Source organism: Collinsella sp. CLA-ER-H6 (genome assembly GCF_040092305.1).
Lineage (GTDB): Bacteria > Actinomycetota > Coriobacteriia > Coriobacteriales > Coriobacteriaceae > Collinsella.
This window is the reverse complement of sequence record NZ_JBBNLS010000005.1, coordinates 110,805-137,526: the sequence shown is the minus strand read 5'-3', so window position 1 is coordinate 137,526 and position 26,722 is coordinate 110,805. Positions and strand designations below refer to the sequence as shown.

31 protein-coding genes are annotated in these 26,722 nt (G+C 60.2%); 7 read left to right on the top strand and 24 right to left on the bottom strand.

Translation table 11 applies throughout. The annotated features are described in order from the left end of the window. The first annotated feature begins 1,091 nt into the window (after window positions 1-1,091). The 6 genes from AAAX77_RS03625 to AAAX77_RS03600 all read left to right on the top strand — a co-directional run bounded on the left by AAAX77_RS03625 (window position 1,092) and on the right by AAAX77_RS03600 (window position 5,701). Window positions 1,092-1,604 carry a DUF2975 domain-containing protein gene (locus AAAX77_RS03625; protein WP_006235293.1) on the top strand — a complete coding sequence of 171 codons (513 nt, stop codon included), beginning with the start codon at window positions 1,092-1,094 and terminating at the stop codon, window positions 1,602-1,604. Window positions 1,605-1,613: 9 nt separating this feature from the next. Further along, complete coding sequence (locus AAAX77_RS03620; RefSeq protein ID WP_006235292.1) at window positions 1,614-1,865, top strand: helix-turn-helix transcriptional regulator; 252 nt, start codon at window positions 1,614-1,616, stop codon at window positions 1,863-1,865. Window positions 1,866-1,883: 18 nt separating this feature from the next. Further along, window positions 1,884-2,591 (top strand): site-specific integrase, encoded by a 708-nt coding sequence (locus tag AAAX77_RS03615; RefSeq protein ID WP_349104814.1) that lies wholly within the window; start codon window positions 1,884-1,886, stop codon window positions 2,589-2,591. A gap of 396 nt (window positions 2,592-2,987) precedes the next feature. Further along, window positions 2,988-3,275 (top strand): ACT domain-containing protein, encoded by a 288-nt coding sequence (locus AAAX77_RS03610; RefSeq protein WP_006235289.1) that lies wholly within the window; start codon window positions 2,988-2,990, stop codon window positions 3,273-3,275. Window positions 3,276-3,352: 77 nt separating this feature from the next. Continuing rightward, window positions 3,353-4,771, top strand: a complete 1,419-nt coding sequence (locus tag AAAX77_RS03605) for a citrate synthase (protein WP_349104811.1) — start codon at window positions 3,353-3,355, stop codon at window positions 4,769-4,771. 87 nt (window positions 4,772-4,858) lie between these two features. After that, window positions 4,859-5,701, top strand: a complete 843-nt coding sequence (locus AAAX77_RS03600) for a Cof-type HAD-IIB family hydrolase (protein ID WP_035137434.1) — start codon at window positions 4,859-4,861, stop codon at window positions 5,699-5,701. Window positions 5,702-5,808: 107 nt separating this feature from the next. Here AAAX77_RS03600 and AAAX77_RS03595 read toward each other — a convergent pair whose 3' ends face one another. The 4 genes from AAAX77_RS03595 to AAAX77_RS03580 form a co-directional block, all read right to left on the bottom strand. Next, complete coding sequence (locus AAAX77_RS03595; RefSeq protein ID WP_006235286.1) at window positions 5,809-6,603, bottom strand: HAD family hydrolase; 795 nt, start codon at window positions 6,601-6,603, stop codon at window positions 5,809-5,811. A 206-nt stretch (window positions 6,604-6,809) separates the two neighbouring features. Then, window positions 6,810-8,630: an adenine deaminase C-terminal domain-containing protein gene (locus AAAX77_RS03590; RefSeq protein ID WP_349104809.1), complete on the bottom strand. Its 1,821-nt coding sequence runs from the start codon at window positions 8,628-8,630 to the stop codon at window positions 6,810-6,812. Between the two features lie 399 nt (window positions 8,631-9,029). Next, a complete protein-coding gene (gene tyrS / locus AAAX77_RS03585) occupies window positions 9,030-10,241 on the bottom strand; it encodes a tyrosine--tRNA ligase (RefSeq protein ID WP_118259169.1) in 1,212 nt (403 codons plus the stop codon). A gap of 96 nt (window positions 10,242-10,337) precedes the next feature. Then, window positions 10,338-12,296, bottom strand: a complete 1,959-nt coding sequence (locus tag AAAX77_RS03580) for a U32 family peptidase (RefSeq protein WP_349104807.1) — start codon at window positions 12,294-12,296, stop codon at window positions 10,338-10,340. Between the two features lie 162 nt (window positions 12,297-12,458). Between AAAX77_RS03580 and AAAX77_RS03575 the strand changes: the two genes are divergently transcribed. Continuing rightward, a complete protein-coding gene (locus tag AAAX77_RS03575; RefSeq protein WP_349104806.1) occupies window positions 12,459-14,663 on the top strand; it encodes a PBP1A family penicillin-binding protein in 2,205 nt (734 codons plus the stop codon). A 188-nt stretch (window positions 14,664-14,851) separates the two neighbouring features. On the opposite strand, the gene AAAX77_RS03570 is transcribed toward AAAX77_RS03575, so the two are convergent. The 20 genes from AAAX77_RS03570 to AAAX77_RS03475 form a co-directional block, all read right to left on the bottom strand. Next, window positions 14,852-15,289, bottom strand: a complete 438-nt coding sequence (locus AAAX77_RS03570; RefSeq protein ID WP_006235280.1) for an ArgR family transcriptional regulator — start codon at window positions 15,287-15,289, stop codon at window positions 14,852-14,854. A 132-nt stretch (window positions 15,290-15,421) separates the two neighbouring features. Beyond that, the gene (locus tag AAAX77_RS03565; protein WP_349104804.1) at window positions 15,422-16,462 is read right to left on the bottom strand and encodes a glycosyltransferase; all 1,041 of its coding nucleotides are present in this window, start codon (window positions 16,460-16,462) and stop codon (window positions 15,422-15,424) included. A 161-nt stretch (window positions 16,463-16,623) separates the two neighbouring features. After that, complete coding sequence (gene truA / locus AAAX77_RS03560; RefSeq protein ID WP_349104802.1) at window positions 16,624-17,448, bottom strand: tRNA pseudouridine(38-40) synthase TruA; 825 nt, start codon at window positions 17,446-17,448, stop codon at window positions 16,624-16,626. Between the two features lie 92 nt (window positions 17,449-17,540). Beyond that, a complete protein-coding gene (gene rplQ, locus AAAX77_RS03555; protein WP_349104800.1) occupies window positions 17,541-18,008 on the bottom strand; it encodes a 50S ribosomal protein L17 in 468 nt (155 codons plus the stop codon). Between the two features lie 30 nt (window positions 18,009-18,038). Then, entirely contained in the window at window positions 18,039-18,980 is a 942-nt protein-coding gene (locus AAAX77_RS03550) for a DNA-directed RNA polymerase subunit alpha (protein WP_006235276.1), read from the bottom strand. Between the two features lie 32 nt (window positions 18,981-19,012). Beyond that, a complete protein-coding gene (rpsD, locus tag AAAX77_RS03545; RefSeq protein ID WP_006235275.1) occupies window positions 19,013-19,609 on the bottom strand; it encodes a 30S ribosomal protein S4 in 597 nt (198 codons plus the stop codon). A gap of 19 nt (window positions 19,610-19,628) precedes the next feature. Further along, window positions 19,629-20,033 (bottom strand): 30S ribosomal protein S11, encoded by a 405-nt coding sequence (gene rpsK / locus AAAX77_RS03540; protein ID WP_006235274.1) that lies wholly within the window; start codon window positions 20,031-20,033, stop codon window positions 19,629-19,631. A gap of 14 nt (window positions 20,034-20,047) precedes the next feature. Further along, window positions 20,048-20,422: a 30S ribosomal protein S13 gene (gene rpsM / locus AAAX77_RS03535; RefSeq protein WP_022094275.1), complete on the bottom strand. Its 375-nt coding sequence runs from the start codon at window positions 20,420-20,422 to the stop codon at window positions 20,048-20,050. Window positions 20,423-20,436: 14 nt separating this feature from the next. Then, window positions 20,437-20,550 carry a 50S ribosomal protein L36 gene (gene rpmJ, locus AAAX77_RS03530; RefSeq protein ID WP_006363204.1) on the bottom strand — a complete coding sequence of 38 codons (114 nt, stop codon included), beginning with the start codon at window positions 20,548-20,550 and terminating at the stop codon, window positions 20,437-20,439. Window positions 20,551-20,700: 150 nt separating this feature from the next. Beyond that, window positions 20,701-20,919 (bottom strand): translation initiation factor IF-1, encoded by a 219-nt coding sequence (infA, locus tag AAAX77_RS03525; RefSeq protein ID WP_035137443.1) that lies wholly within the window; start codon window positions 20,917-20,919, stop codon window positions 20,701-20,703. Between the two features lie 143 nt (window positions 20,920-21,062). Continuing rightward, window positions 21,063-21,851 (bottom strand): type I methionyl aminopeptidase, encoded by a 789-nt coding sequence (map, locus tag AAAX77_RS03520; RefSeq protein WP_349104798.1) that lies wholly within the window; start codon window positions 21,849-21,851, stop codon window positions 21,063-21,065. Continuing rightward, on the bottom strand, window positions 21,848-22,474 hold the full coding sequence (locus AAAX77_RS03515; protein ID WP_006235269.1) for an adenylate kinase: 627 nt from the start codon (window positions 22,472-22,474) through the stop codon (window positions 21,848-21,850). The genes map and AAAX77_RS03515 overlap by 4 nt, the downstream gene beginning before the upstream one ends. Window positions 22,475-22,492: 18 nt before the next feature. Next, the gene (gene secY / locus AAAX77_RS03510; RefSeq protein ID WP_035137447.1) at window positions 22,493-23,779 is read right to left on the bottom strand and encodes a preprotein translocase subunit SecY; all 1,287 of its coding nucleotides are present in this window, start codon (window positions 23,777-23,779) and stop codon (window positions 22,493-22,495) included. Continuing rightward, complete coding sequence (gene rplO / locus AAAX77_RS03505; RefSeq protein ID WP_006235267.1) at window positions 23,773-24,222, bottom strand: 50S ribosomal protein L15; 450 nt, start codon at window positions 24,220-24,222, stop codon at window positions 23,773-23,775. The genes secY and rplO overlap by 7 nt, the downstream gene beginning before the upstream one ends. Before the next feature lie 3 nt (window positions 24,223-24,225). Then, window positions 24,226-24,408, bottom strand: coding sequence for a 50S ribosomal protein L30 (gene rpmD, locus AAAX77_RS03500; RefSeq protein WP_006235266.1), 183 nt, complete (start codon window positions 24,406-24,408; stop codon window positions 24,226-24,228). Between the two features lie 2 nt (window positions 24,409-24,410). Then, window positions 24,411-24,935: a 30S ribosomal protein S5 gene (gene rpsE, locus AAAX77_RS03495; protein ID WP_006235265.1), complete on the bottom strand. Its 525-nt coding sequence runs from the start codon at window positions 24,933-24,935 to the stop codon at window positions 24,411-24,413. A gap of 14 nt (window positions 24,936-24,949) precedes the next feature. After that, a complete protein-coding gene (rplR, locus tag AAAX77_RS03490; protein WP_006235264.1) occupies window positions 24,950-25,318 on the bottom strand; it encodes a 50S ribosomal protein L18 in 369 nt (122 codons plus the stop codon). A gap of 75 nt (window positions 25,319-25,393) precedes the next feature. Continuing rightward, window positions 25,394-25,930: a 50S ribosomal protein L6 gene (gene rplF / locus AAAX77_RS03485; RefSeq protein ID WP_006235263.1), complete on the bottom strand. Its 537-nt coding sequence runs from the start codon at window positions 25,928-25,930 to the stop codon at window positions 25,394-25,396. Window positions 25,931-25,963: 33 nt separating this feature from the next. Then, on the bottom strand, window positions 25,964-26,362 hold the full coding sequence (gene rpsH, locus AAAX77_RS03480; RefSeq protein WP_006235262.1) for a 30S ribosomal protein S8: 399 nt from the start codon (window positions 26,360-26,362) through the stop codon (window positions 25,964-25,966). 119 nt (window positions 26,363-26,481) lie between these two features. Further along, window positions 26,482-26,667: a type Z 30S ribosomal protein S14 gene (locus AAAX77_RS03475; protein WP_022094280.1), complete on the bottom strand. Its 186-nt coding sequence runs from the start codon at window positions 26,665-26,667 to the stop codon at window positions 26,482-26,484. Window positions 26,668-26,722: the final 55 nt, after the last annotated feature.

Genomic DNA, 26,722 nt, shown 5'->3' with positions numbered 1-26,722 from the left:
TCCGGACATGCCGTCCTCCGATCTCCCGGGGCCGGCCGGTCCGGCCCTCAGGGTATCGGGTTCCCACATTCATCCGCACATGTGCGGATGAATGTGGGAGGTGTTCGGATGAAGTTGATAATCAAGGGGCAAGGAACGAGACGGCAACGGCCGTTGCGACCCATAGCAAGTACTCCTTCGATCCGTCATAATAGGTGTACTCTCCATCCGATATCTGCAGAAACGGAAGTAGGGGAGAGAGCGGTGCCAAGATAAGACGTCCCGCGGCAAGAGGGTACAGAAGCGCGGGCATGCTTGATGAAGAGGTATAGACACCGTCCTCCCCCCGCATTCACAAGCGCATCCGCATAGGATGCTGACAATTCCTGCTCAACACGGGTTATTCCCGACTCGAGGTATTCGACCCGTCCGTCGATGCCAGCCGCGCTCCTGAAGACGGGCAGAGCACAAAGAACCATCAACGCAACAACGACAACACAGAGCGACCTGGAGGAGAGAAGCGACCTAAAGATCGCCTTCGAGATTTTGAGCATATTCATCGCCAACCTTAACCTCATCCAGTCGGAACAGAGGGGCCGAACAAAATGCTCGGCCCTTCCTCGCATCTAGTAGGTGCTATAGACAAATTGCCATTTATCAGTTGTGCCAAGAACACCACAGGAGCACATTGCAGCGAGGCGGGATTCCCTATGATGCGCGGATCGGCGATAGCCATTTCGGTAGGAGATCGTCTTGTAAGAGATGTTGAACATCGAGATGCTGTGCCCGCTTACGCCGCGAGGACAGCTGTAGCTCCAGTAGGTATCGACGACGTCGTCCGTATACCCGAGGGGCTCAACGAGGGCACACTGGCTGCTCTCCTGGGAAGGAGGCATCGGGGTATCCGCAAAAGCGGGGGCTCCCGGCAGCAACAGACAAAGAGCGAGGCCGAGGAAAACCAAGAGCTTACACGACTTAACAGTACTGAACATAATCCTCTCCAATCTAGAGGGGTTTCGGTTGCAGCATGCTGTGATTACTTGCCGACAAAGTCAATTTAATATAAACTGTTAAAAAGTAACCTGAGTTTTTTAAATTCTTCGGAGGTTATTATGAGTTCCGACAATCGCACTCCCCGGCTTCATTCCTTCCGCATCGCATGTGCGATAGCCTCTGCGACCCTTTGCGCCACCGCCATCGCACAAGTGGCGTTCTCCTTAAAGCCAGCAATCGAAGTGCTCGACAACCCTGTAATTGCAGACTCCCCCGCGTATCCAGCCCTTGCGATCTCGACATTGGTCCCTGCCGTCATCGGTATCGCTACGACCATCCTCAGCGCCGTTCTCGTGTGGACGATCAAGAGCGGAGACCCCTTCAAGAAAGGGTCTGCGACATGCTTGAAGGTGCTCGGCATTCTCTTCGTTGTTCAAGCTGCCACCAGCCTCTACGCCGGCTCACTCAAAACCTCCGTTTCGATGTTTGGCGGCGAGGGGGCCGTCGGCGCCCAAGAGATCGCTTCATCATTCGATTGGACCTCTCTGGTTCTCGGCATCGTCCTGTTCATGCTTTCCCAGCTCTTCTTGTACGCCCGAGAGCTGTACCTCGACTCCGACGAGATTGCGTAAGGAAACGCCATGCCCGTAATTGTTCGCCTCGACAAGATCATGGCCGAGCGAAAGATTTCCTCGAACGAACTTGCCGAAAGGATTGGAACCACGCCCGTGAACCTGTCCCGTATTAAAAAAGGGCATATTCGCGGCATTCGCTTCAACACACTCGAGCAGCTATGCCTCGCCCTTCGTTGCCAACCCGGAGACCTTCTCGAAGTCATGAGCGAAGAGGATGCCCGAAAGGAGTTCGGACTCGATTGGTCCGCCGAGGATTAGAGGGCGGTCGTACTCGCCCTGCACACGGGAATGCGAATCGGCGAGGTCTGCGGCCTTCGGTGGTGCGATGTGGATTTCGAGACGGGCCTGATCTCGATCAGACACTCGGTGGCGTACGCGAAGGGAATGGGTTCGTTCATCAAGGACACCAAGACCCATGACGCCAGGGGTATCCCCATCGACCCGGTCGGCCTACTCCCCTTCCTGAAGGAGACCCACGAGATCGACTGCGGAAAGCTGCGCTTGCGCGGCCTTACCGGGGCGGTCGAGATCGGGGACTGCTACATCCTGTCGGAGCCGGGCGCGACCTTCGCGACGACAAGCTATATCCGCAGGGCGTTCAAGACGTTCTCGGAGACCAACGGCCTCATGGGCACCAACGACGAGCTGATCACGTTCCACGGCCTTCGCCACACGTTCGCAACGCAGTGGATCCGCCAAGGCGGCGATATCAAGGCGTTCCAATCGATCCTCGGCCACAAGGACGCCATGGCGACGCTCAACGTCTACGCCGACATCGAGCCCATCTCCAAAATCCATAACATGCTGCGCGCCACGCCGTGCCTTTGGCGCGGGCACCTCGGACCGAGGGTCGATCCGGGTCCCATGTTCCAACAGAGGATCCAGGAGTCCATCGAGACGCTCCAGGCGTTCGGCTACGGCATCACCGAGCCGGACGACCGAAATATCGCCATACGCGACGTGAAGACGAACAGTTGGCTCTAGCTCACCGAGTACGCGGCAGTGCTGGGCCCATCCCAACTGAGGTCACGGTGGTCCGATAGGGGCGCCGCCCGCGGCATGCGCCGCGGAGCGGTATCCCCTACCGAAGGGCGGGGATGCCCTCCGCTTCCAGTTCGGAATCAGCCGTCGGAGGCGTTCGGCTGACTGCGGGAACGGCCTGTCCGCTCAATGTGTTCGGCTGAGATCGGAAATCAACCCAACACGAGCCGGACACGCGCCAGACGGCTCTTCCCCGTGCGGCCTTCCCCCTTACGCTCATGTTGCAGGCATGTAACGCCGCAGCGAGCGCGCCTTTTTTGTGCCAGACAGGTACAATGATGAACACTGTACCGTAGCGGAGCGCCCCGCGCGCGCCGCAACCACGCGAAAGGGTTTCCCATGGCCGAGATCTCGTCCTCCCGCATCGTCATCACCGTCCTTGGCAAGAACCGCCCCGGTATCGTCGCCGGCGTCACCCGTGTTCTGGGCGAGGCCAACGTCGACATCCGCGACATTACGCAGTCCATTATCGAGGACATCTTCACCATGACCATGCTGGCCGACACCGCCGAGTCCAAGCTCGACTTCGCCGAGCTGCAGAAGGCCCTGGCCGAGGCCGGCGAGCTTTCGGGCGTCAACGTGTCCATCCAGCGCGAGGACGTCTTTAACTTTATGTACCGCCTGTAGCGAACAAGCCGCTCGGGGCAGCTTGACGTCATATCGTCCAAGCGCGCGGCCCCAAAGCGGACCGGAGAGGAGCGCGCATGGCCTACGACGCCAAGAAAATCTACTACCGCTTCGACGATCACCTGAGCCGCCTGGTTCTGGATTACGAGGCGAGCCGTCAGATTTCGCCCGAAAGCGAAAACCTCTACCACGGCCTGCCGACCGCCCCGTACGACGAGGGCTTGTTCGTAGAGCACAACGTCAAGCGCGGCCTGCGCAATGCCGACGGCTCGGGCGTGGTCGCCGGCCTCACTCGTATCTCGGATGTGCACGGCTACAACAAGGTCGACGGAAAGGTCGTGCCCGATCAGGGCAAGCTCACGCTTCGCGGCTACAGCATCGAGGATCTGGTCAACAATGCCCAGGCCGAGAATCGCTACGGCTACGAGGAAGTCGCCTATCTGCTTATCACGGGTTCGCTACCCAACAAGGAAGAGCTCGACGGCTTTTGCGAGCGCCTGGGCGCCTTTAGACATCTGAGCGACGAGTACGTTAAAGAGTTCCCTATGACCACGGTGTCGTCGAGCATCATGAACGTGCTCCAGCGCGCCGTACTGTTGCTATACGCCTTCGATGCCGAACCAGACGTGATCACGCCCGAGCACGAAATCGACGTCGCCATTTCCATGCTCGCACGTCTCCCGCGCATCGCCGCCTTCGCACACATGGCCTCGGTCGCCAAGCTTCGCGGCTCCGAGGTTCACGTGCCGCACCCCACGCCCGGTCTCTCCACCGCCGAGACCATCCTACAGGTCCTGCGCGGCGGCATGGCATTCACCCGCGACGAGGCCATGCTGCTCGACGTGATGCTTATGCTGCATGCCGAGCACGGCGGCGGCAACAACTCCACCTTCGCCTGCCGCGTGCTGTCGTCTTCGGCCACCGACCCGTATTCCGCCTACGCCGCGGCTATCGGCTCGCTCAAGGGCCCGCGCCACGGCGGTGCCAATGCCAAGGTCGTGTCTATGCACGAGGACATCCGCGCGCATGTCTCCAATTGGGAGGACGAGGACGAGGTCGCGGCCTACCTGGGCAAGATCCTCGACAAGCAGGCCTTCGACGGCACAGGTCTCATCTACGGCATGGGCCACGCCGTCTATACGCTGAGCGACCCTCGTGCCGAGGTGTGCCGCCGTTACGCGCGCACGCTTGCCGCCAAGAAGGACTTGGGCGAGGAGTTCGCGCTCATCGAGCGCATCGAGCGCCTGGCCCCACAGGTGATGCGCGACCACGGCATGACCAAGCCCATCTGCGCCAACATCGACCTGTACACAGGCTTTATCTACAAGATGCTCGGCGTGCCCGAGACGCTCTTTACGCCGCTGTTCGCCGTCGCCCGCATGGCCGGCTGGTCGGCGCACCGCATGGAAGAGCTCTTCTGCGCGCACCGCATCATCCGCCCCGCCTATCGTCCGGTTATCGAGCCGCTGGAGTACAAGCCGCTCGCCGATCGCTAGGATGCGGACCGTTATAGAACCCGAGCGTGGCCAGGGCATCACCGCCCTCGGCCACGCTTTTTATACCAGCAGAAAGGGCTGCATCAAATGATTGTTTTTTCCGATATGGACGGAACGCTGTTGACGAGCGATAAGCAGATGAGCGATGCCACCTGGGCGATGCTCGACGAGCTCGCTCGACGCGGAATTGAATTTGTGCCCTGCACGGGACGTCCGCTGTCGGGCATCTTTGAGCCCATCCTCGCCCATCCCGCCGTGCACTATGCCGTCTGCGCCAATGGCGCCAGCGTCTGGCAGCTCGACGAAGATGTGCCTACCGATGCCTCACGCGCCACACGTATCTTGAGCCGACCGCTCGACCGTGGCATCGCCCATCGCATCCATCGCATCGCCGCCGGCCACGATGTGACCTTCGATATCTTCGCCGACGGCCAGTGCTTCCTCCCCCGCTCGCTCTACACGCGCCTGGACGAATTCTGCGGCGGCGACCCCCACATCGCGGCTTCGCTCAAGCGCACACGAACACCGATCGACATGGATATCGACAGCAAGATCGACGAGGTCGAGACGCTCGAACGCATCGCCATGTACTGGCACGACCCGGCCGATCGCGACGCCATCGCGTTGGAGCTCGACACGCTCGGAGGCATTGAGGTCACGCGTTCGTACGCCATGAATATCGAGGTCATGGGCGAGGGCGCCACCAAGGGAACGGCCCTCACGTGGCTATGCGAGCACCTGGGCGAGCGTCTCGCCGACGCTTGGGCGTTCGGCGACAACATCAACGACATCCCCATGCTACAGGCAGCGGGCCACGGCATGGCCATGATCAACGGCGAACCCGAGGACCGCGAGGCCGCCGACGCCATCACCGAATACGACAACGACCACGACGGCGTCGCCCGGACCATCATGGCCGGCCTCGCCTAGTCATTGGGGACGTTCTTAAACGACTAGTCACTGGGGACACTCTTCGCAAAAAGCCGCAAGGACTGTCCCCCACTGTCGGCAGAAAAGGAACGTCCCCATCTGCCGGATTAGGAGAGACTCTCCAGCACGCGACGGAGCTCCTGCTGGACGGCGTGGTCGCGGTTACAACCCACCACACGATCGGCCACCGCCTTGAGCGCGGGGCGCGCGTTTTCCATCGCGCAGCCCGTGCCGACAAAGCGAATGATCTCGTAGTCGTTCATCGAGTCGCCAAACGCCATGACCTCGTCGCGACCAATGCCGTAATGCTCCGCGAGCTGCGCGATACCCGAGGCCTTCGACACACCAGGCTGCATGGCATCGATCCACGCGTTGCCCGAAGGCGCAAAAGTAAAGAGCTGACCAAGTTCGCGCTGTAGCACGTACGCGCTGTCCATAACCGCACTGTCGTCGCAAAAGATACTCGCTTTGATGATATTTACGCTGGGATCGGGCAGCTCCCAAATGCGCTCGGCATTGGGAAGGTCCTTATCGACCTCACGCACGAACTTGCACTCGTCATCGAGCAGGAAGGACTTGGTTCGGTCAAAGAGCGCAAGATGCAGATTGGGAAACGTCCTGACGGCTTGGGCGAGCCTTCGAATCGCCAGGTGGGAATACACCTCACGGTCTACCATCTTACCGTCGGCGTAGACCTGGGCGCCGTTAGCGGCGACAAAGTCCATCTTGTCGCGAACGGGCGCAAAGAACTCGCACAGGCGATCGTAGCGACGACCTGACGATGCAGCGAAATGCACACCATGCTCGTGTAGCGCCAGAATCAGTTCGTAGGTCTCGGGAGGCACCTGGCCGTTTTCGTCAAGCAGTGTGCCGTCCATATCGGATGCAATCAGTTTAAACATAGAAAAGCTCCCTTCGGGCTTGTTGGAATCGAACGCGTATCCGATTCCAACGTACCCAAAGGGAGCTCAAATAAGACTCCGCGGGCGTAAACGTTACAAGGACCTGGCAAATAGCTCACACATGCCAGAGGCCCTACGGTCGCGGCGTCAGGCAGCCCGCCAAAGAGCGTCCCCAATGACTAGTCGTTTAAGAACGTCCCCGATGACTAGTCGGCGTAGGTGAAGGTTGTAACGTCGAACATGCCCTCGGGGCGGATGCGGAGCGTCGGGATGACCGGCAAGGGCAGGAAGATAATGCCCATGATGGGGTCGAGCGGCGGCTCAATACCCATAGCGCGTGCCTTGACCATAAAGTCGTCGTGCTGCGCCGCGACGTCTTCGGCAGTGCCTTCGCTCATCAGGCCGCCGAGCGCCAGAGGAATACGAGCCACGACCTCGCCGTTGCGCACCAGCACGTGGCCGCCCTGGCCCACGGCTTCAACAGCAGCCATCATATCGGCGGCATTGTCGCCCACCACGCACACGTTGTGCGAGTCGTGGCCGATCGTGGAGGCAATGGCACCGCCGGTGATAGTGAAACCGCGCACCCAGCCGCGACCGATATGCTTGCCGACCAGGCTCAGGCCAGCGGGGCCATCGCCATCGACGCCCTCGGCCTGCAGCGACACGCCGCGGCCATGGCGCTCAATCAGCATAATGCGACGCAAGTCCTCGTCAGTCTCGGGACGGACCATACCCGTGATGGCCTTACCCGGCACCACGTCAATCACAGCCTCGCCCGGCTTAAAGGCATAGTCGAACACGTCGAGCGATAGCTTCGGAAGTTTAACGGAAGCACGCAGCTCATCGGCAAGGGCCGCAACCTCGGCCATCTCGGGTGCAATCTCGCCCACAAAGGTGCCGTCCTGCGCCACCAGAGCACCGGCGGCATATACGCGATGCGGAGCCGTGGCAAACGTCAGGTCGTTGAGTACCAGCAGGTCGGCACGCTTGCCCGGGGCGATGGCGCCACGCAGTTCGTGCGGGCCGCGGCAACCGTGGTCCAGGCCAAACGCCTCGGCCGTGGACAGGGACGCCATAGAGATGGCAACCACGGGGTCAATACCGGCCTCGATAGCCACGCGGCAGGCATTGTCAATCATACCGGTCGAAAGCGCGTCGGAGGGAGCACGGTCGTCGGTCGCAAAGCAGCAGCGGCGGGCACGGGCAGGATTCTCCAGCAGCATCGGAGACAGGTTGGTCAGGTCATGGCTGCACGTGCCTTCGCGCAGCATCACGTACATACCGCGAGACAGCTTGTCGAGCGCCTCCTCGGGAATCGTCGACTCGTGGTCGGCGATAATACCTGCTGCGGCATAGGCGTTGAGGTCCTTACCGGCAACGAGCGGCGCGTGGCCGTCAACCTGCTTGGACGGCGTCTGGTTGGCAGCATCGATGCGAGCACAGGTCTCGGGGTCGGCCATAAAGACGCCCGGCAGGTTCATCATTTCGCCCAGACCAAAGACATCGCCCGGATGCTCGGCAAAAAACGCCTGCATATCGGCAGCAGAAATAACGGCGCCGGCCTGCTCGTCGGGCAGTGCGGGCACGCACGAAGGCATCATGTACTTGATGGAGATGGGTGCGCGGCGGCCGTCCTCGATCATAAAGCGCAAGCCGTCGAGACCGGCAACATTGGCAATCTCGTGGCTGTCGGCAATGGCGGTGGTAGTACCGCGCGTCGCGGCCATGCGAGCATACTCGGCGGGACGGATGTTCGAAGACTCGATATGCAGATGCCCGTCAATAAAACCGGGAGCGAGATAGCGACCCTGGCAGTCGATGACCTCAGTTGCCTCGTAGGTGCCAGCGGCATCGTCGCGACCATCGTAGAGCACGCCGACGATCACACCGTCCTTGACGGCAACGCTACCGGGCGCCACACGCTGGCCATACACGTCGACGATCTGCGCATTGGTAAACAGCGTGCCGACGGGCACGCGCCCCTCGGCAGCATCGATCACAGACCTCATGACCTCAACGGACATACATACTCCTTTAACCGTAGAAAACAGCTGCGGAGCGGACAGGCCTTCACCGCAGCAAGCTAATAGCCATTGTATGCCCAAACGATGGGCCAACAATACGCCCCTCCGCTTAACGGCACACGCCGCTCAGCGCAATGGGGGCAGGTTACTTTGCACCAATGGCAAGGAGTGTCCCAAAGTGCCGGCACAAAAGGAACGTCCCCAAGTGCCAACCACGGCAGCGCCGATATTAAAACGCCGATGTTTTGGCAATGACAGCGAGCGGGCCGCATTTGAGACAAGGTGACGTGAAACGAAAGGGCGCTGACCTTCTGGTCGCGCCCTTGAAGTTGAACGTCAGATTGTCCAAATGCGGCCCGCGCAGCGTCGGCCGGTCCGCCGTTCGTTAGAACGGCGGAACTAAATCAACTTGAAGCCCTTGCGCTTACCCACAGAAAGGGTGTCGCCCAGCTTGAGGGCGCTGGGATCGATGTTATAGCTCTTGGGAGCCACGGCCTTGCCGTTGATTTTGACGCCGCCGCCGTCGATATCGCGACGAGCCTGGCCGGCGCTCGCCGAAAGACCCAAGTCCTTGAGCAGGCCGGCGAGGTAGATCTGGCCCTCGTCGTTAACAGTCAGCTCAACGTGCTTCTCGGGGAAGTCGGCGAGCTGGCCCTCCTTGAACACGCGGTCGAACTCGGCCTGAGCCTCGTCGCCGGCACCGGCGCCGTGGTAGGTGTCGCACAGGTCGCGACCCAGAGCGCGCTTGAGCTCGTAGGGATCGGCGGAACCGTCGGCCAGGGCAGCGTCGATCTTGTCGACCTCGGCCGGGGTGAGCGAGCTCGCCAGGCGGTAGTACTTGCCGATCATCTCATCGGGGATGGACATGGTCTTGCCGAACATATCCTTGGGCGCGTCGGTCAGACCGATGTAGTTGCCATAGGACTTGGACATCTTACGTACGCCATCGGTGCCCTCGAGCAGCGGCATGGTGAGCGCGATCTGCGGCTCCATGCCCATCTTCTCCATGAGCTCACGACCAGCGAGCAGGTTAAAGAGCTGGTCGGTGCCGCCCATCTCCACGTCAGCCTTAATCATGACCGAATCGTATGCCTGCATCACGGGATACAGGAACTCGTGCAGGGCGATCGGCGTCTGAGACTGGTAGCGCTTGGTAAAGTCATCGCGCTCAAGGATGCGGGCGACGGTGAACTTGGAGCACACCTGCAGCAGGCCGGCCAGGTCCATCGACAAGATCCAGTCACCGTTGTGCACGATGGTGGTCTTCTCGGGGTCCAGGATCTTCATGGCCTGGCTCACGTAGGTCTCGGCGTTGGCCTCGATCTGCTCCTGCGAAAGCTGCGGACGCGTGGAGTTCTTGCCCGAGGGGTCGCCGATCAGCGCGGTACCGTTGCCGATGATGAGGGTGACGTTGTGGCCCAGGTCCTGGAACTGACGCATCTTGCGCAGCGGCACGGCGTGGCCCAGGTGCAGGTCGGGGCTGGTGGGGTCGACGCCGAGCTTGATGTTGAGGGGCTCGCCCTTCTCAAGCTTCTTGCGAAGGTCGGCCTCGGGAACGATCTGCGCGGCGCCCGAGGTGATGATACGCATTTGCTCGTCAACAGACAGCATTGGGTATCCTCCTTTTGCTATAGCACCCTCGCCGAAAACGGCGGTGCTGGAAGTCCATAAACTCTCATATGATAACAAACTGACGCGACGCAGCACCTACGACAGGAAAATCCTCGTCCTGCCGCATGCGTCGATGGCAACTGGCAGACGTGTACCGTCACGCTCGACCAGATAGCGTACCTGCCGACGACGCAAACAGTCGCGGCAACAGACCCGCCCCGTCGCATCGGTGGCGCAGACGCCCTCGGCGGTCAGCAGGCAGTGCTCGCACACCATAAGCTCGGGACGGTCGGCGTCGACCGGACCCAAGACGCCGGGTTCAGCAGCCAGTTCGGCAATACGCTCCGCATCATTGCCGAGCAACTCGGCCGGCAAGTACACCCGCCCCGCACCGAGTCCGCGCAGCCAGGTAAGCGTGGCCCGATTCGCGCAGAACACCGGCGCCGCCACGTCAAACGTCACGCCCAGCTCGCGAGCGATCACCACCTGTCCTAGGTTGCGGCAGACGACGCGCCCGGCACGCTGCATCAGTGAGCGGGTCCGGTCAGCGTCACCCGTGCGGCACACCTCGTCAAGCACCACAACGGCGTCGGACAAATCGAGCTCTCCGCGCGGGTCGGCATCCATCAGCTGCCAAGCAAAAACCATGCGAGCGGGAACCGCGCACTCCACCAACTCCGTCGACGCACCGCCATCCACCACAACGTCCTCAAAGGGCAGTACCTCAACGGCACGTGCAACGGGCGCAATCGCATCCGCCTCGGCCCGCATGCGCTCCAACACCGCCGCCGTCTGATCCAACACGCCGGCGCTGCGAATCAGGTATACCTCGCAGCCCGTGTCCACCTTACGCTTGCAATGCACGACGACGCGCTTCCCCGCTGCGGCATCCACCGGGCAGGGCACCTGCGGCCAGCGCTTGGGCACATCGGGACGCGCGTCGACACCCGGATAAAACCGGATCTCGAGCGTGTCACCCGCCGCCACGGCGGCGTCGAGCTCAACGGTCACCTCTTCGTGGCCCACAGCGACCAAACGCCCCACGCGCACGCCCTGGTTAATTGCGCGCTCAAAGCTCATCAGCTCGGCACCCGAACGCCCTCGCAGGTACGCATCGGTAAACCCACGGTTAAACGACCTCCCCAGCTCGCGTTCAAGCTCTTCCACGGCATCGGGGTCCCACGCGCCGTCGCGCAGCATATCGAGTGCCCGGCGCCACACCCGCACCACGTTGAATACGTAATCGGGGTTCTTCATGCGCCCCTCGATCTTGAGCGACGCCACGCCGGCATCTACAAGCTCGGGCAGATGCGCAATACCCAGATAGTCACGCGGACACAGCAGGCGATCTCCCTCGACGGCGACAACGCTCTGTCCAGCCTCGTCCACCAGGTCGTACGCCAGACGGCACGGCTGCGTGCAGTCGCCGCGCATCGCCGAGCGCCCACGCCGCAGGGCCGAGAACTCGCACGCCCCCGAATAGCCGATGCAAATCGCACCGTGGCAGAATACCTCGATGGGCACGCCCGTGGCACATAGCGCCGCAATCTCGTCGACCGTCAGCTCGCGTGCCGTCGTCACGCGCTCGACCCCCAGCCCATCGGCGGCAAGCCGCACGGCGCCTTCGCTATGAGCGCCCGCCTGCGTGGACAGGTGAATCTCGACCCCGGGAATCGCCGCGCGCAGCGCGCAGGCCAACCCGGCATCGGCGACAATCAAAGCATCGGCGCCCAGCTCCAGCGCATGAGCTCCCAACGCCACCGCGTCGGATAACTCATCGTCAAACACGAACACGTTGAGCGTCACGTACACGCGCACGCCATGGGCATGCGCCACGGCACAGCCGCGCGCAAACTCGTCATCCGTAAAGCCATGCGCGCTCACGCGGGCGTTAAAGCCGCCCAACCCCGCATAGATGGCATCGGCACCCGCGGCGATGGCCGCAAGCATCTGGTCGAGTCCGCCCGCCGGCGCCAGCAGCTCGGGCACCACCGCACCGGCAGCATTCAATCCAGTCTCGTATTGTCCGCTCGGCCCCATCGCCCGAATCGCCATCGACAAACTCCTTACCAAGGTATGCATTCACTCTGAAAAATGCCGTCTTCCAGCATACACGAGGCCTCGCGCGCCCCGTTTGGTTTATCGTGTAATAACTTATGTCCATCCTGCCCCGACGGCACATCCACCGTCCGGCACGACATACCTGGAGGTCAATATATGGGTCCTCGCCAACGACAGAGACGCAGCCGTTCAAAGACGCATGCCCTGCCCATAATCCTGCTCTCGTTTTTGGGCTTTCTGCTGATTGCGGGCGTGGCGTTTGGCATCGGCATGGTCGGCAACGTCAACCGCTGGCTGTCCGATCTGCCCGACTACACCGACGCCAACGCGTATCTGGTGAGCGAGCCCACCGAGATCGTCGACTGCAACGGCAACAAGATCGCGAGCTTCTACACGCAAAACCGCAAGTCCATCACCAAGGACGAGGTCTCCCCCTACGTGCTGCAGGGCACCGTTGACGTCGAGGACGAGCGCTTCTACGAGCACGGCGGTATCGACCTGTGGGGTATCGCGCGTGCTGCGGTGGCAACCCTCGGCGGCGGGCACGAAGGCGCCTCGACTATCACCCAGCAGCTGGTGCGCAACACCATCCTGCAGGAGGAGCAGTTCGACTCGACCATCGAGCGTAAGGTGCGCGAGGCCTACATCGCCGTCAAGATGGAGGATATGTACTCCAAAGACGAGATCCTCATGATGTACCTCAACACCATCTATTACGGCCACGGCGCCTACGGTATTGAGGCCGCAGCCGAGACCTATCTGTCCAAGAGCGCCGCCGACCTCACCCTGAGCGAGGCCGCGCTGCTCATCGGCCTTCCCAACTCGCCCTCGCAGTACGACCCCACGGTCAACCCCGACCTGGCGCTGTCCCGTCGCAACAAGGTCCTCGACAACATGTTGCGTCTGGGCCACATCACCCAGGAGGAGCACGATGCCGCACAGGCCGAGCCCATCACCCTCAATGTGACCGAAATCTCGGGCAGCGGCGTCGACGTATACTCGCAGCCCTACTTTGTCGCCTATGTCAAGCAGCTGCTGGAGCAGGAGTTCTCGACCGACGTGCTCTTTAAGGGCGGCCTGACCGTCAAGACCACCATCGACCCCACGATGCAGCAGGTGGCAGAGAATGCCGTTCGCGAGCAGCTCGACACGCTCTCGCTCGACGGCCTGGACATGGGCATGGTCGTCGTCGACCCCAAGACCGGCTACATCAAGTGCATGGTGGGCGGCTACGACTACAACGCCGACGAGAACCACGTAAACCATGCCACGGCCAAGCGTCCCGTCGGCTCCACCTTTAAGGCCTTTACGCTAGCAACCGCCATCCAAAACGGCATGAACCCCAACGTCACCCTCAACTGCAACTCGCCGCTCAAGGCCAAGGGCACCACGACCGAGGTCCAAAACTACGCCAACCATAGCTATGGCAACATCACGCTTAAGCAGGCAACGGCATACTCCTCCAACACCGGCTACATCCAGGTGGCAGAAGCCGTCGGCAACAGCAAGATCATCTCGCTCGTCAAAAAGCTCGGCATCGATCCCGCCAAGGACAACATCGAGGACGTTCCCGTCATGACGCTCGGCACCGGCTCGATCTCGCCGCTCGAGATGGCTGCCGCCTACGCGACGTTTGCCAACGGCGGCTACTATCGCCAGCCGATCGCCATCACCGAGATTGACTCTCGTACCGGTTCGGTGCTGTACCAGCACACCGACAATCCCTCACAGGTGCTCACCGAGGGCGAGGCCGCCGCGGTCACCGATGTTCTGTCCGGCGTCATGCAGGGCAGCGGTACGGGTGCTGCCGGCGCCTTGAGCGTCAACCAGCCCTATGCCGGCAAAACGGGCACCACCGACAACACCACCAACCTGTGGTTCTGCGGCTATACCCCGCAGCTGGCGTGCGCCCTGTGGACCGGCTATTCCGCAGGTGAGATCCCCATCCAAAAATACGGCACGGACCTGCTGGGCGACAGCACCAACCTGCCTGTCTTTAAGCGGTTTATGAACACCGTTCTGACCGGTACCGAGCGCGAGGAGTTTGCGACCGGAACGGCGCCCACCTACAAGAACAACAGCGTCTGGAAGTTCTACGGCACCAACAACGCCAAGAAGACGGAGAACGACGACAAGGACGAGAACGAGGACGAAGAGGAAACTACCACAACGACTACCACGACGACCACGACCACCGAGACCACGGGTGGCGACACCACCGGCGGCACCGGTACGACCGGTGGCTCGACGGGCGGCTCAACTGGTGGTTCGACCGGCGGCGATGGCGGCACGCCTACGCCTACGCCTACGCCTACGCCCACTCCCGACCCCTCGCCCACGCCTGACGATACGGTCGGCTAGAAATCATCCGGCCATAAGCAACAAGGCCCCCGAGCAGCTTATTAAACTGCTCGGGGGCCTTTTAGTTTAAAGCGACCTGGTGGGCGGTCTTTATACCGGCAAACAAAAAAAGGGGGTACCGACCAACGTCGATACCCCTTACAAGCCACTATGTCACGCACACAGTGCCGAGCGCACGACCCGCACGCCTACTTGCGAGAATTGCTCAGCTTATTGATCAGCGCCTCAAGACGCTCGCCGTCCTCGGCCGTCTGGGCAATAACCAAAATCGTATCGTTGCCGGCAAGCGAGCCAAGCACATCGGGCAACTCTGCCGCATCAACGGCGGCGGCGATGCCGGAAGCCGTGCCAGGCTGAGCCTTGATCATAACCAGATTATCGGTACGCAGAACGCCCGTAACGAGCTCGGAAACCATACGCTGCAGGTGCAGATCCTCTGCCAGAACATAGATGCCCTCAGGGAGCTTACGCAGCCCCATGTCGGCAATATCACGAGAGACAGTCGCCTGCGTGCAATCAAAACCCATAGCACGGAGCTCATCGACCAGCACGCGCTGCGTGCGGACGTCCTTATTGCGCACAATATCTCTAATGGCATCCTGGCGCCCATTGCGTTTTTTAGCCATACAAACCCTCACTCCAAAAGATGGCGGAGACAATCAATCAGTGATTGAATAGTTTAACGCTATTTGAAGGCTTTTGTGTATAAGAACGCATTTCGAAACAATTCTATGCAAGTTTGTTTCGAAATGAGCCGTTTAGGCGGTTTTTGCGCCCGTCCGGTTAAGAAAAGCTGCCAGATGCGTACACATCACGCAGCGCGCGGGCTTGGCGCTGGCGATCGGCCCAAACAACAGACCGAGCCCCCGATGGTTATCCTTGAGCGCGGCGACCATCTGACGGGTTCGAGGCGCATCGAGCATATCACGCATACGGGCGGAACGCTCGATTGAGGACACTCCATGCGGGCTCAGACACAAATTCTCGATGCAGGCGACCAGTCCGGCAAAGTAGAACTCTTGGGTTGCCAGCTTGAGCCGACCACCGCTATCTGCTTCCGAGAGTGAGTCCGCAAGCTCGTCGAGCGCTCGGGTATCATCGGATACCTTGGCATACATGGTGGGATCAAAGGCATCTGTAAGCTTAGGTGCCGCCGCGTGGAAACAAGCGTCGCCGCATCCGGAGACGCGCTGCGCCCGCGAGAGCGAGCACGCCATAAACCCAACTGTGCGAAACGCCTTGTCGTACAAAAGGCATGCCTCAAACAGCGGACGGCTATACATCACGCCAGAGGTCTGAACGACTAGGCCGCCTAAAATCAACTGGGACAGCCCGGTCACCATCGAAGACTTGTCTTCAATGACAATAGGGACAACATCCAAGACGCGCGAATGGCGCTCTCGATGTGCATCATAGCGGTCGAGCGACACCGTGGGGAACACTATGTCTGCCGCAGTATCGCACGCGATATCGACCATCTTGGAAAGGGACTGCGGAGCAAACCACTCATCGGCGTTCATAGCGATGATTTGAGAGCCGCGCGAGGCAGCAAAACCGGCACGAAGACAAGCGCCGCGCTTCGCGTCCTCGACGTCAATCAAATCAATATGGATGTCCCTGTCGGCAGCAACTTGAAGCGAATGGCGCACACCGGGCGCAGCATCGCGGCAGACAACGACAATCTGCAAATCGTAGAGGTCTTGGTTCTGGATACTCTCGAGCGCACGCATCGCATAGCTGGGCGAACCTTCTACCACAAGGATCACCGAAAGTCGCGGATGCGAGCCACGTCGAACCAAGTTATCCGTCCTCTCGACAGCAGTGAATCAAACTGTCGTTCATGGTACACCCCGGCAATAAAAGCAATGAGACACCAGTTGTATTGCACGCCAAGAACAGATGTTGCACACGCGCAGCCCACAGATGACAGGTGCCGACGCACGACGCGTCAAGCCCTCCCCTAGTCGAGCACGACAAGCTCGGCGGGATCGTAATCCACGCCCATAAACGTAAGGCCGCAGGCAGGAGCCGTGGGACCCGCAGCGATACGGTCGCAAGCATCGATGACCTCGCGCATCCACTCGGGTTCACGGCGATGCATGCCAATCTCGACAAGCGTGCCCACGATCGTGCGGACCATCGAATGCAGAAACGCATTGCCCTCGATGGTAAATGTCAGGATGTCCTCGCCAAACGCAACCTCATGGCCAAACTCGGCACGCATCACGCAGCGGTGCGTGGGCTTGCCCACGGCAGACGCCACCTTGCAAAAGCTCTTGAAGTCCTGCTCGCCCAGCAGCGCGGGACAGGCCGCAGACATCGCCTCAACATCCAATGGGTAGCGATGCCACCACACCGCACCGCGCGAAAGCACAGGGCGCGCATCTCGATCGGCAATACGGTACGTATACGTACGGGAACGCGCGTCAAAACGTGCAGAAAAGCCTTTACGGGCCCTGTAGACCTCGTTTATGGCGATATCTTTGGGCAGCAGGGCATCCATGGCCCTCAGCCACCTACGGCGCGTCAGGACAAACTCAGCGTCCGTTACGGGCACACTAATGTACTGCGCCACCGCATGCACGCCGGCATCGGTGCGCCCTGCGCACGTCAGGTCGATCGGACGGCGCAGGAGCGTCTCGATAGCGCGGCGCAGCTCGCCCGCAACCGTCGTCTGGCCAGGCTGCTCGGCAAAGCCGCTATAGGACGAGCCATCGTAGGCCACGCGGAAAACGAGTGTGGCGTCGAGCTCGGGAATCGAATTGAAATCAGACGGCGCGGTCATGGGCGCTCCCAACAAACAGGCAATGGCATTTCGACAAAAAAAGAGGGGTACGCGAACGTACCCCTCGAATATAGCCTATGCAGACGGATTGTCTACTCAGCGGTCTCCTCAGCAGGAGCCTCCTCGGCAACCTCGACCTTCTTGGGAGCAGCGGCCTTCTTGGGGGCCGGAGCAGCCTTCTTGGCCTTAGGCGTGCAAGGCTCGGTGACGAGCTCCATGATAACGATGGGAGCATTGTCGCCCTTACGGTTACCGAGCTTCATGATGCGGGTGTAACCGCCGTTGCGGTCCTGCCACATACCCTGGGCAGCCTTGTCGAAGATCTCGGCAACGAGCTGCTTATCGCCGAGCTTGGCGATAGCCAGACGACGAGAGTGCAGGTCGCCCTTCTTGGCCCAAGTGATGATCGGATCGACGACCGAACGCAGCGCCTTAGCGCGGGTCTCGGTGGTCTTGATGCGGTCGTTCTCGAAGAGGGCCTTAGCAAGGCTCTTCTTCATGGCCTTGGTGTGGCTCGCATCGGTGCCGAGCTTCAGGCCCTTCTTAACGTTGTGACGCATGGTCTAGTTTCTCCTCAAATATGCGAAGCATTAAGCCTTCAGGCTCAGGCCCATGGACTCAAGCTTGTCCTTCACTTCCTCGATCGACTTAACACCGAAGTTACGGATGTTGAGCAGATCGTTCTCCGAGAACTCAACGAGCTGACGGACCGAGTGAATGCTGGCGCGCTTAAGGCAGTTGTAGGAACGGACGGAAAGGTCCAGATCCTCGATCTGCTTGTCCAGCTCGGCGTTGTCGTTGGTGACCTCGGGAGCGAAGATCGAAGCCTCCTCCTCGACCTCGGGGGTCTCGGCAAGGTTCATAAAGGCGGCCATATGCTGGTTGATGATATTGGCAGCCTGGACCACGGCGTCGCGCGGGGCGATGGAGCCGTTGGTCTCGATCTCGAGGACAAGGCGGTCGTAGTCGGTGTGCTGACCGACACGGCAAGCCTCAACGAGCTTGGCGCAACGGGAAACCGGCGAGTACAGCGAGTCGACGTGGATCACACCGATGGGATCGTTGTCGCGCTTGTTGGCCTCGCCAGAAACATAGCCGCGGCCATAGCCGATGCGCATGCTCATGGTGAGATGGCCACCCTCGGTGAGCGTAGCAATGTGCTGCTCCGGGTTGACCAGCTCAAACTCGGACGGAATAAAGAAGTCCGCACCGGTGACCTCGCAGGGGCCGTCAACCGAGATGGTGGCGGTCGCCTCGTCGGTCGTGCCGAGAGCCCTGAAGACAAGACCCTTGACATTCAGGACGATGTCGGTGACATCCTCGACCATGTTAGGGATGGTCATGAACTCGTGCTGCGCACCATCGATCTGAATAGCCTCGACGGCGGCACCCTCGAGCGAGGACAGAAGAACGCGACGAAGGGAGTTACCCAGCGTATCGCCGTAACCACGCTCGAGCGGCTCGACGGAGACACGAGCAGACGTCTCGTTGATCTCTTCGACCTGAACCTGAGGCCTAATGAATTCTGACATGTATTACCTCCAGCCTCAGCAGCCCGGATGGACTACTTAGAGTAGAGCTCGACGATGAGCTGCTCGTTGATATCACCGCTGATCTGCTCGCGCGTCGGCAGAGCGAGCACGTTACCAGACAGCTTCTCGATATCGACCTCGAGCCAGCCAGGGACCTCAAAGCGCTCGGAGGAAATCAGGGCCTCCTTGATGGGGAGGAGGTCACGGAACTTCTCGCCGACAGCGACGACGTCGCCGGCCTTGACGCGGTAGGACGGGATGTCCACGCGCTTGCCGTTCACGGTGAAGTGACCGTGACGGACGGACTGACGAGCCTCTTTGCGGGTGCGGGCGAAGCCAAGACGGAAGACGACGTTGTCGAGGCGAGACTCAAGAATGATCATGAGGTTCTCACCGGTGACGCCGTTCATCTTACGGGCCTTGTTGAAGTAGCCGTGGAACTGCTTCTCCAGAACGCCATAAATGAACTTGACCTTCTGCTTCTCGCGCAGCTGCATGCCGTACTCAGATTCCTTGCGACGGCGCTTGGGCTGACGGATAGATTCCTTCTTGCTGCTGTAACCGAGCTCAGCGGGATCGATCCCGAGCTGACGGCAGCGCTTAAGAACAGGAGTCCTGTCGATTGCCATATTGATACGATCCTTTCAGTTACACGCGGCGACGCTTCTTGGGGCGGCAGCCGTTGTGCGGAATGGGGGTCTTGTCCTGGATGCTCGAGACCTCGAGGCCAGCAGCCTGGAGGGAGCGGATGGCGGTCTCACGACCGGAGCCGGGGCCCTTGACGAAGACGGAAACCTTCTTCATACCGTGCTCCATGGCCTGCTTGGCAGCAGCCTCGGCAGCCATCTGGGCAGCGAACGGCGTGGACTTACGGGAGCCCTTGAAGCCCACCTGGCCAGCCGACTTCCAGGAAATGACGTTGCCCTGGGGATCGGTGATCGAAACGATCGTGTTGTTGAACGTAGAACGAATGTGAGCCTGGCCCACGGAAATGTTCTTACGGTCCGCGCGCTTCAGACGGGCAGCGCGAACGTTCTTCTTAGCAGTAGCCATCTATCTAGCGCTCCTTATTTCTTCTTCTTAGCACCGATCTGACGCTTCGGGCCCTTGCGGGTACGAGCGTTAGTGTGGGTGCGCTGGCCGCGGACCGGGAGGCCCTTGCGGTGACGAAGGCCGCGGTTGCAGCCGATGTCCATAAGGCGCTTGACGTTCTGGTTGCGCTCACGGCGGAGGTCGCCCTCAACCATGATCTGGTTCTTATCGATATAATCGCGGATGGCGTTAACCTCATCCTCGGTGAGGTCCTTAACGCGCGTATCCACGTTAACGTTGCACTCGACGCAAATCTTCGTCGCAGTGGTGCGGCCGATGCCGTAAATGTAGGTCAGACCGATCTCAACGCGCTTCTCACGCGGGAGGTCGACACCATTAATACGGGCCAACGTAGTCTCCTCTCTTAACCCTGACGCTGCTTATGACGGGGGTTCTCGCAAATGACGAGGACCTTGCCATGGCGCCTAATGATTTTGCACTTATCGCACATCTTCTTGACCGAAGGACGTACCTTCATCGTTCTTCCTTTCGGTAGCGCTCAAACTACTTCCCTACTATCTACTCGCCCAGCCGCAGGCGTTTAAAACTATGGCTGGTCTTCACACACAATCCGACCGTAGGTTGAGCTAAGCCTGCAGTCGGAAATGGAGTGCGTGTATGCGTGCCGCTATTTGTAGCGATAGGTGATGCGGCCGCGGGTCAGATCGTACGGGGAAAGCTCCACGACAACCCTGTCACCGGGGAGAATACGGATGTAATTCATTCGGATCTTGCCAGAAATGTTGCACAGAACCGAATGACCGTTCTCGAGCTCGACCTTAAACATGGCGTTGGGCAACGGTTCCTTTACCGTACCCTCGAGCTCAATTGCGTCTTCCTTCTTCACAAGCAATCATCTTTCTCTAGAAAACGACAGCGATTGAGTATTCTACAACACGTATGCACGCATCGTAATAACTTCGTAATGGCTCCACAACTAAGTGGGACTTATTACATTTGAAATGTTGAGGCGTGCATTTGACGCAAGCCCTACATTTCACCGCCTTGCAAGGAACACCAGGAACCCTGGGCATCCGTGGTGAGAATCACCGGGCCGTCATTGGTGATGGCGACGGTGTTCTCGTAGTGCGCGGCGGGCAGGTGATCGTTGGTCGTAACAATCCAACCGTCGGAGCCCGTGCTCACATGGCTGGAACCCATCGTAACCATCGGCTCGATGGCAATGACCATGCCGGCCTGGAGGCGAACGCCCCTCCCCTTCTTTCCATAGTTAGGAACATTGGGGTCCTCGTGCATCACGCGGCCAATGCCATGGCCAACATAATCACGAAGCACGCCGTAACCGTGAGACTCGGCGAGGGACTGAACGGCATAACCGACGTCCCCGATATGGTTACCGGGAACAGCCTGCTCGATGGCAGCCTTAAGGCAATCGTGCGTGACCTCGCACAAAGCCTTGGCTTCGGGCGTGGGGGTGCCGACGAAAAACGTCCAAGCGTTATCGCCGGCCCAACCGTCGACAACGGCTCCCGTATCGATGGAGATGATATCGCCATCGCGCAGGATCATGTCGGGGTTGGGAATACCGTGGACCACGGCATCGTTGATCGATGCGCAAATGGTCCCCGGGAACCCGCCGTAACCCTTAAAGGCCGGGGTGCCGCCATGCATGCGGATAATCTGCTCCGCGAGCTGATCGAGCTCAAAGGTGGAAACGCCGGGGCGCACCATGGCTCCAACGTGGCGGAGCGCCATCTTAGATAGCGCTCCTGCCTTCTTCATCTGCTCGATTTGCGTTGCAGACTTAATCTTGATCATAGACCGAGAGCCTCTTTGACATCCCCGTACACGGTCTCGCGAGCCTGGTCACCGTTGACCGACTTGAGCAGACCCTGGCCACGATAGTAGTCGACGAGCGGGCTCGTGGACTTCTCGTAGACGTCGAGACGGTTCTTGATGGTCTCGGGCTTGTCGTCGTCGCGCTGATACATCTCGCCGCCACACTTGGGGCAGGTAGCATCGGCAGCGGTGCCGGTGTAACCGCATGCGCGGCAGGTGCGACGCGAAGACAGACGATCGATAATGACCTCGGGGGCCACATCGACCAGAAGGGCGCAGTCGATCTCGCGACCCATGGCGGAGAGCTCGGAATCGAGCGTCACAGCCTGGGCGGTGTTGCGCGGGAAGCCGTCGAGGATGAAGCCCTGCTGGGCGTCATCGGCGGCAAGGCGCTCCTTGACAAGGTCGATCACGAGCTGGTCGGGAACGAGCTCGCCAGCGTCCATGTACTTCTTAGCCTGAATACCAAGCTCGGTGCCACCCTTGACGGCAGCACGCAGCAGGTCGCCCGTGGAAATGTGGGCGACGCCAAACTCGGCGACGAGCTCCTGTGCGACGGTGCCCTTACCGGCACCCGGAGCTCCGAGCAATACGAGGTTCATGAGCAATCCTCCTCTAGCCTATTTAAAGAATCCATCGTAATCATACATCTTGATCTGGCCTTCGAGCTTATCGACCGTGTCAAGCACGACGCCGACCATGATGAGGATGGACGTGCCGCCAAATGCCTGGATCAGATGGTTACCCGTGAAGGAGAAGATGATCGAAGGCACGATGGCGATGAGCGCCAAAAAGACAGCGCTGGGAAGCGTGATCTTGTTGAGCGCGTTCTTGATGTAGGCCGCGGTAGCCCTACCCGGACGGACGCCCGGAATAAAGCCGCCCTGCTTCTTAAGGTTATCGGCCGTGTCATCGGGGTTGAACACCATGGAGGTGTAGAAGTACGCGAAGAACACGATGAGGACAACGTTAAGCACCCAGTTGAGCCAACCGGTCGAAAGCGCGGAGGCAACTGCCTGAATCCAGCCGATGCCGGGGAAGAACACGGCAATCTGAGCCGGGAAGTACAGCAGCGCCGAAGCGAAGATGATCGGCACGACACCCGCGGTGTTGACCTTGATGGGCAGGTAGGTGGTCTGGCCACCCATCATGCGACGGCCCACGACGCGCTTAGCGTAGGAGACCGGGATGCGGCGCTGGCCGCGCTCAAGGAAAACAATCAGCGGGATAACCAGCAGGATGATGGCGCAGATGATCACCATGGTGATGATGCCACCGGCATTGCCCTCGGTGCTGGAGAAGATAGCCTGCGGCAGACCGGCCATGATGTTCGCGAAGATGATCAGCGACATGCCATTGCCGATACCGCGCTGGGTGATGAGCTCACCAATCCACATGATCAGCATGGCGCCCGCGGTGAGCGTACCGACGATCATGAGGTCGAAGATGATCTCGGGAGCGCCGGCGCCATTGAAGCTGATGCCGAAGCTCTTAAAGAGGAAGAGGTAACCAACGGAGTTGAGGATTGCCAGAGCCAGGGTGAGGTAACGCGAATACTGCGTAATCTTGGTCTGACCGACCTCGCCCTCGCGGGCAAGCTCATGCAGGGAAGGCACGACGGCCTGGAGCATCTGGAGGATGATCGAGCTGGTGATGTAAGGCATGATGCCCAGCGAAAACACCGACACATAGCTCAACGCGCCGCCAGAGAAAAGATTCAGGAGGGCCATAGCACCTGCGGCGACCGAATTGTTATCGGTCGAGAAAAGGCCCAGCATCCCCTGGAAGGGAATGCCGGGCACAGGAACGTGCGCACCAATGCGGTACACGACGAGCATAGCTATGGTAAAAAGAATCTTTTCGCGCAATTCTTTGATGCGGAAAGCATTCTTAAGACCATTTAGCACGGCAGCTCGACCTTTCCGCCGGCGGCCTCGATCTTGGCCTGCGCAGAAGCGCTGACCTTGTCGACCTTGACCGTGAACTTCTTGGTGAGCTCACCATTGCCGAGCACCTTGACGGGCTCGAACTCGCTCTTGGTGATGCGAGCGGCCTTAAGAGCGGCACCGTCGATCACAGCGCCGTCCTCGAACTTACGCTCGAGACGCTCAACGTTAACAGCGGTGTACTCGATACGACGGGGGTTGCGGAAGCCCGGAAGCTTGGGCAGGCGCATAGCCAGCGGAGTCTGGCCACCCTCGAAGCCGGCACCCTTGGTGCCACCAGAGCGGGAACCCTGGCCCTTCTGGCCGCGGCCAGAAGTGGTGCCGTGACCCGAAGAATTGCCACGGCCGACGCGCTTGCGGTTCTTGGTGGAACCGGGCGCGGGAGTAAGATCGTGAAGCTGCATTTGCTACTCCTCTACAATCTCGACAAGGTGCTTGACCTTGAAGATCATGCCGCGGACGGACTCGTTGTCAGCAATCTCGCGAACCTCGCGGATCCTGTGGAGACCGAGGGCACGGACAGTACGGACCTGGTCCTGCTTGCAACCGTTGGTGCTGCGGACCTGCTTGATCTTGATGGTGTCAGCCATGCTTAGTTCTCCTTACCGACGAACATCTCGGAGACCGTCAGGCCACGGCGAGCCGCGACGTCCTCAGGGCTGGAGAGCTCCTTGAGGCCCTCGACGGCAGCCTTGATGATGTTGAGGCCGTTGTCGGTACCGAGGGACTTGGACAGGACGTTCTTGATGCCAGCAAGCTCAAAGAGGGGACGCACAGCGCCGCCGGCGATAACGCCGGTACCCTCGACAGCGGGCTTAATGATGATGCGGCCGGCACCAAAGTGGCCGAGAACCTCGTGCGGGATGGTGCCCTGCTCGGTCACCGGCACGTGGAACATGTTCTTCTTGGCATCGAGAGATGCCTTGGAGATGGCCATGGGCACCTCAGCGGACTTGCCCATGCCAACGCCGACGTTGCCCTTGCCGTCGCCAACGACGACGAGAGCGACGAGGCTCATGCGACGACCACCCTTGACGGTCTTCGACACGCGGTTGATGTAAACGACGCGCTCCTCGAACTCGGAGGCCTCGCGCTGCTGCTTCTGATTACGAGCCATGTGCTACATACCTCCTAGAACTCGAGACCGGCGGCACGAGCACCGTCGGCGAGGGCCTTGACGCGGCCATGGTAGATACGGCCACCGCGATCGAAGGCGACCTTGGTGATGCCGGCCTCGATGGCGCGCTTGCCAACGAGCTGACCGACCTTCTCCGCAGCCTCCTTGTTCGAGGTGTGGGTGCCCTTGAACTCGGCCTCGAGGGTCGAGGCAGAGACGAGCGTCAGGCTGGAGCCCTTGCTGTCGTCGATGATCTGGGCATAGATGTTGGCGTTAGTACGGGTCACGCGAAGACGCGGACGCTCGGAGGTACCCGAGACCTTGCCGCGAACACGACGCTGACGACGCTTGAGGCCTTCCAGCTTCGCCTTATGCTTGTTCATACGTAAACTCCTAAAAAGGTTGATCTTGCCAGCACCTGACGGGGTGCTGGTCTTATGCGAGTGAGTCGGTTATGACTACTTGGCGGCCTTACCCAGCTTGCGGCGGATGTGCTCGCCAACGTAGTGGATACCCTTGCCCTTGTAAGGCTCGGGAGGACGATGGCCGCGGATCTCAGCGGCGATCTGACCGACCTGCTGCTTGTTGATACCCTTGACGTTCACGTGGGTGTTGTCGGGAACCTCGAAGGTGATGCCCTCGGGAGCCTCGACGATCACGGGGTGCGAGAAGCCCAGGGAGAACTCGAGGTTCTTACCCTTCTGCTGCACGCGGTAACCGACGCCGGCGAGCTCGAGCTTCTTCTCGAAGCCCTCGGAAACGCCAACAACCATGTTGTGGATGAGGGCGCGGGTGAGGCCGTGGCGGGCACGGGTCTCACGCTCGTCGTCGGGACGGGAAACGGTGAGGACGTTGTCCTCGACGTTGATAGCGAGCTTCTCAAAGACATCGAGCTCGAGCTGGCCCTTGGGGCCCTTGACGACAACGTTGTTGCCGTTGACTGCCACTTCGACTCCGGCGGGAATCTGGACAGGCTTATTACCGATACGAGACACGGTGATCTCCTTTCCTTCTACCTACCGAGCGAATTACCAGACGTAAGCGATGATCTCGCCGCCGACGTTGTGCTTGCGAGCATCGCGGTCGGTCATGACGCCATGGCTGGTGGAAATAATGGCGGTACCAAGGCCACCGCGGACGCGGGGCATGTCGGCAACGCCGGTGTACTTACGCAGGCCCGGCTTGGAAATGCGGCGGATGCCGTTGATGACCTTAGCCTTCTTGGGACCATACTTAAGCGTGATGTGCAGAGTCTTCTGGGGAACGGTGTCCTCGACATCGTAGCCCTCGATGTAGCCCTCCTCGTGCAGAACACGAGCGATCTCGACGAGCTTCTTGCTGCTCGGCATGGAGACCGTGGCCTTGTTCACAGAGTTAGCGTTACGGATGCGCGTAAGCATATCTGCGATCGGGTCTGTAAGGTTCATACAGATTCTCCTTCGTTCTTGATGAACACGTGCTCTTGGTTCTTCGCCGCCCTTAACGGCAAAGCCTTTTTAGCGCGTTTTCCCTGTTCCAAACTGATGCTTGAAACGCTGGTAGTGACTTACCAGCTGGCCTTCTTAACGCCGGGAAGCTCGCCCTTGAGTGCAAGCTCGCGGAAGCAGACACGGCACAGGCCGAACTTGCGGTACACAGAGTGCGGACGGCCGCAGCGCTGGCAGCGCGTGTACTCACGAGTAGAGAACTTCTGCTTGCGATTGCACTTGACGATCATCGATGTCTTAGCCACTTATATCCTCCTCACATAGAGTATTGTTCGCCCCAAGCGCCGCCCCCTTGTGGGA

Coding starts and splice junctions, on each gene's coding strand:
- AAAX77_RS03625 (WP_006235293.1), top strand. CDS start 1,092: ATGAGTTCCGACAATCGCACTCCCCGGCTTCATTCCTTCCGCATCGCA.
- AAAX77_RS03620 (WP_006235292.1), top strand. CDS start 1,614: ATGCCCGTAATTGTTCGCCTCGACAAGATCATGGCCGAGCGAAAGATT.
- AAAX77_RS03610 (WP_006235289.1), top strand. CDS start 2,988: ATGGCCGAGATCTCGTCCTCCCGCATCGTCATCACCGTCCTTGGCAAG.
- AAAX77_RS03605 (WP_349104811.1), top strand. CDS start 3,353: ATGGCCTACGACGCCAAGAAAATCTACTACCGCTTCGACGATCACCTG.
- AAAX77_RS03600 (WP_035137434.1), top strand. CDS start 4,859: ATGATTGTTTTTTCCGATATGGACGGAACGCTGTTGACGAGCGATAAG.
- AAAX77_RS03595 (WP_006235286.1), bottom strand. CDS start 6,603: ATGTTTAAACTGATTGCATCCGATATGGACGGCACACTGCTTGACGAA.
- AAAX77_RS03590 (WP_349104809.1), bottom strand. CDS start 8,630: ATGTCCGTTGAGGTCATGAGGTCTGTGATCGATGCTGCCGAGGGGCGC.
- tyrS (WP_118259169.1), bottom strand. CDS start 10,241: ATGCTGTCTGTTGACGAGCAAATGCGTATCATCACCTCGGGCGCCGCG.
- AAAX77_RS03580 (WP_349104807.1), bottom strand. CDS start 12,296: ATGGCGATTCGGGCGATGGGGCCGAGCGGACAATACGAGACTGGATTG.
- AAAX77_RS03575 (WP_349104806.1), top strand. CDS start 12,459: ATGGGTCCTCGCCAACGACAGAGACGCAGCCGTTCAAAGACGCATGCC.
- AAAX77_RS03570 (WP_006235280.1), bottom strand. CDS start 15,289: ATGGCTAAAAAACGCAATGGGCGCCAGGATGCCATTAGAGATATTGTG.
- truA (WP_349104802.1), bottom strand. CDS start 17,448: ATGACCGCGCCGTCTGATTTCAATTCGATTCCCGAGCTCGACGCCACA.
- rplQ (WP_349104800.1), bottom strand. CDS start 18,008: ATGCGTCACAACGTTAAGAAGGGCCTGAAGCTCGGCACCGATGCGAGC.
- AAAX77_RS03550 (WP_006235276.1), bottom strand. CDS start 18,980: ATGTCAGAATTCATTAGGCCTCAGGTTCAGGTCGAAGAGATCAACGAG.
- rpsD (WP_006235275.1), bottom strand. CDS start 19,609: ATGGCAATCGACAGGACTCCTGTTCTTAAGCGCTGCCGTCAGCTCGGG.
- rpsK (WP_006235274.1), bottom strand. CDS start 20,033: ATGGCTACTGCTAAGAAGAACGTTCGCGCTGCCCGTCTGAAGCGCGCG.
- rpmJ (WP_006363204.1), bottom strand. CDS start 20,550: ATGAAGGTACGTCCTTCGGTCAAGAAGATGTGCGATAAGTGCAAAATC.
- map (WP_349104798.1), bottom strand. CDS start 21,851: ATGATCAAGATTAAGTCTGCAACGCAAATCGAGCAGATGAAGAAGGCA.
- AAAX77_RS03515 (WP_006235269.1), bottom strand. CDS start 22,474: ATGAACCTCGTATTGCTCGGAGCTCCGGGTGCCGGTAAGGGCACCGTC.
- rplO (WP_006235267.1), bottom strand. CDS start 24,222: ATGCAGCTTCACGATCTTACTCCCGCGCCCGGTTCCACCAAGAACCGC.
- rpmD (WP_006235266.1), bottom strand. CDS start 24,408: ATGGCTGACACCATCAAGATCAAGCAGGTCCGCAGCACCAACGGTTGC.
- rpsE (WP_006235265.1), bottom strand. CDS start 24,935: ATGGCTCGTAATCAGAAGCAGCAGCGCGAGGCCTCCGAGTTCGAGGAG.
- rplR (WP_006235264.1), bottom strand. CDS start 25,318: ATGAACAAGCATAAGGCGAAGCTGGAAGGCCTCAAGCGTCGTCAGCGT.
- rpsH (WP_006235262.1), bottom strand. CDS start 26,362: ATGAACCTTACAGACCCGATCGCAGATATGCTTACGCGCATCCGTAAC.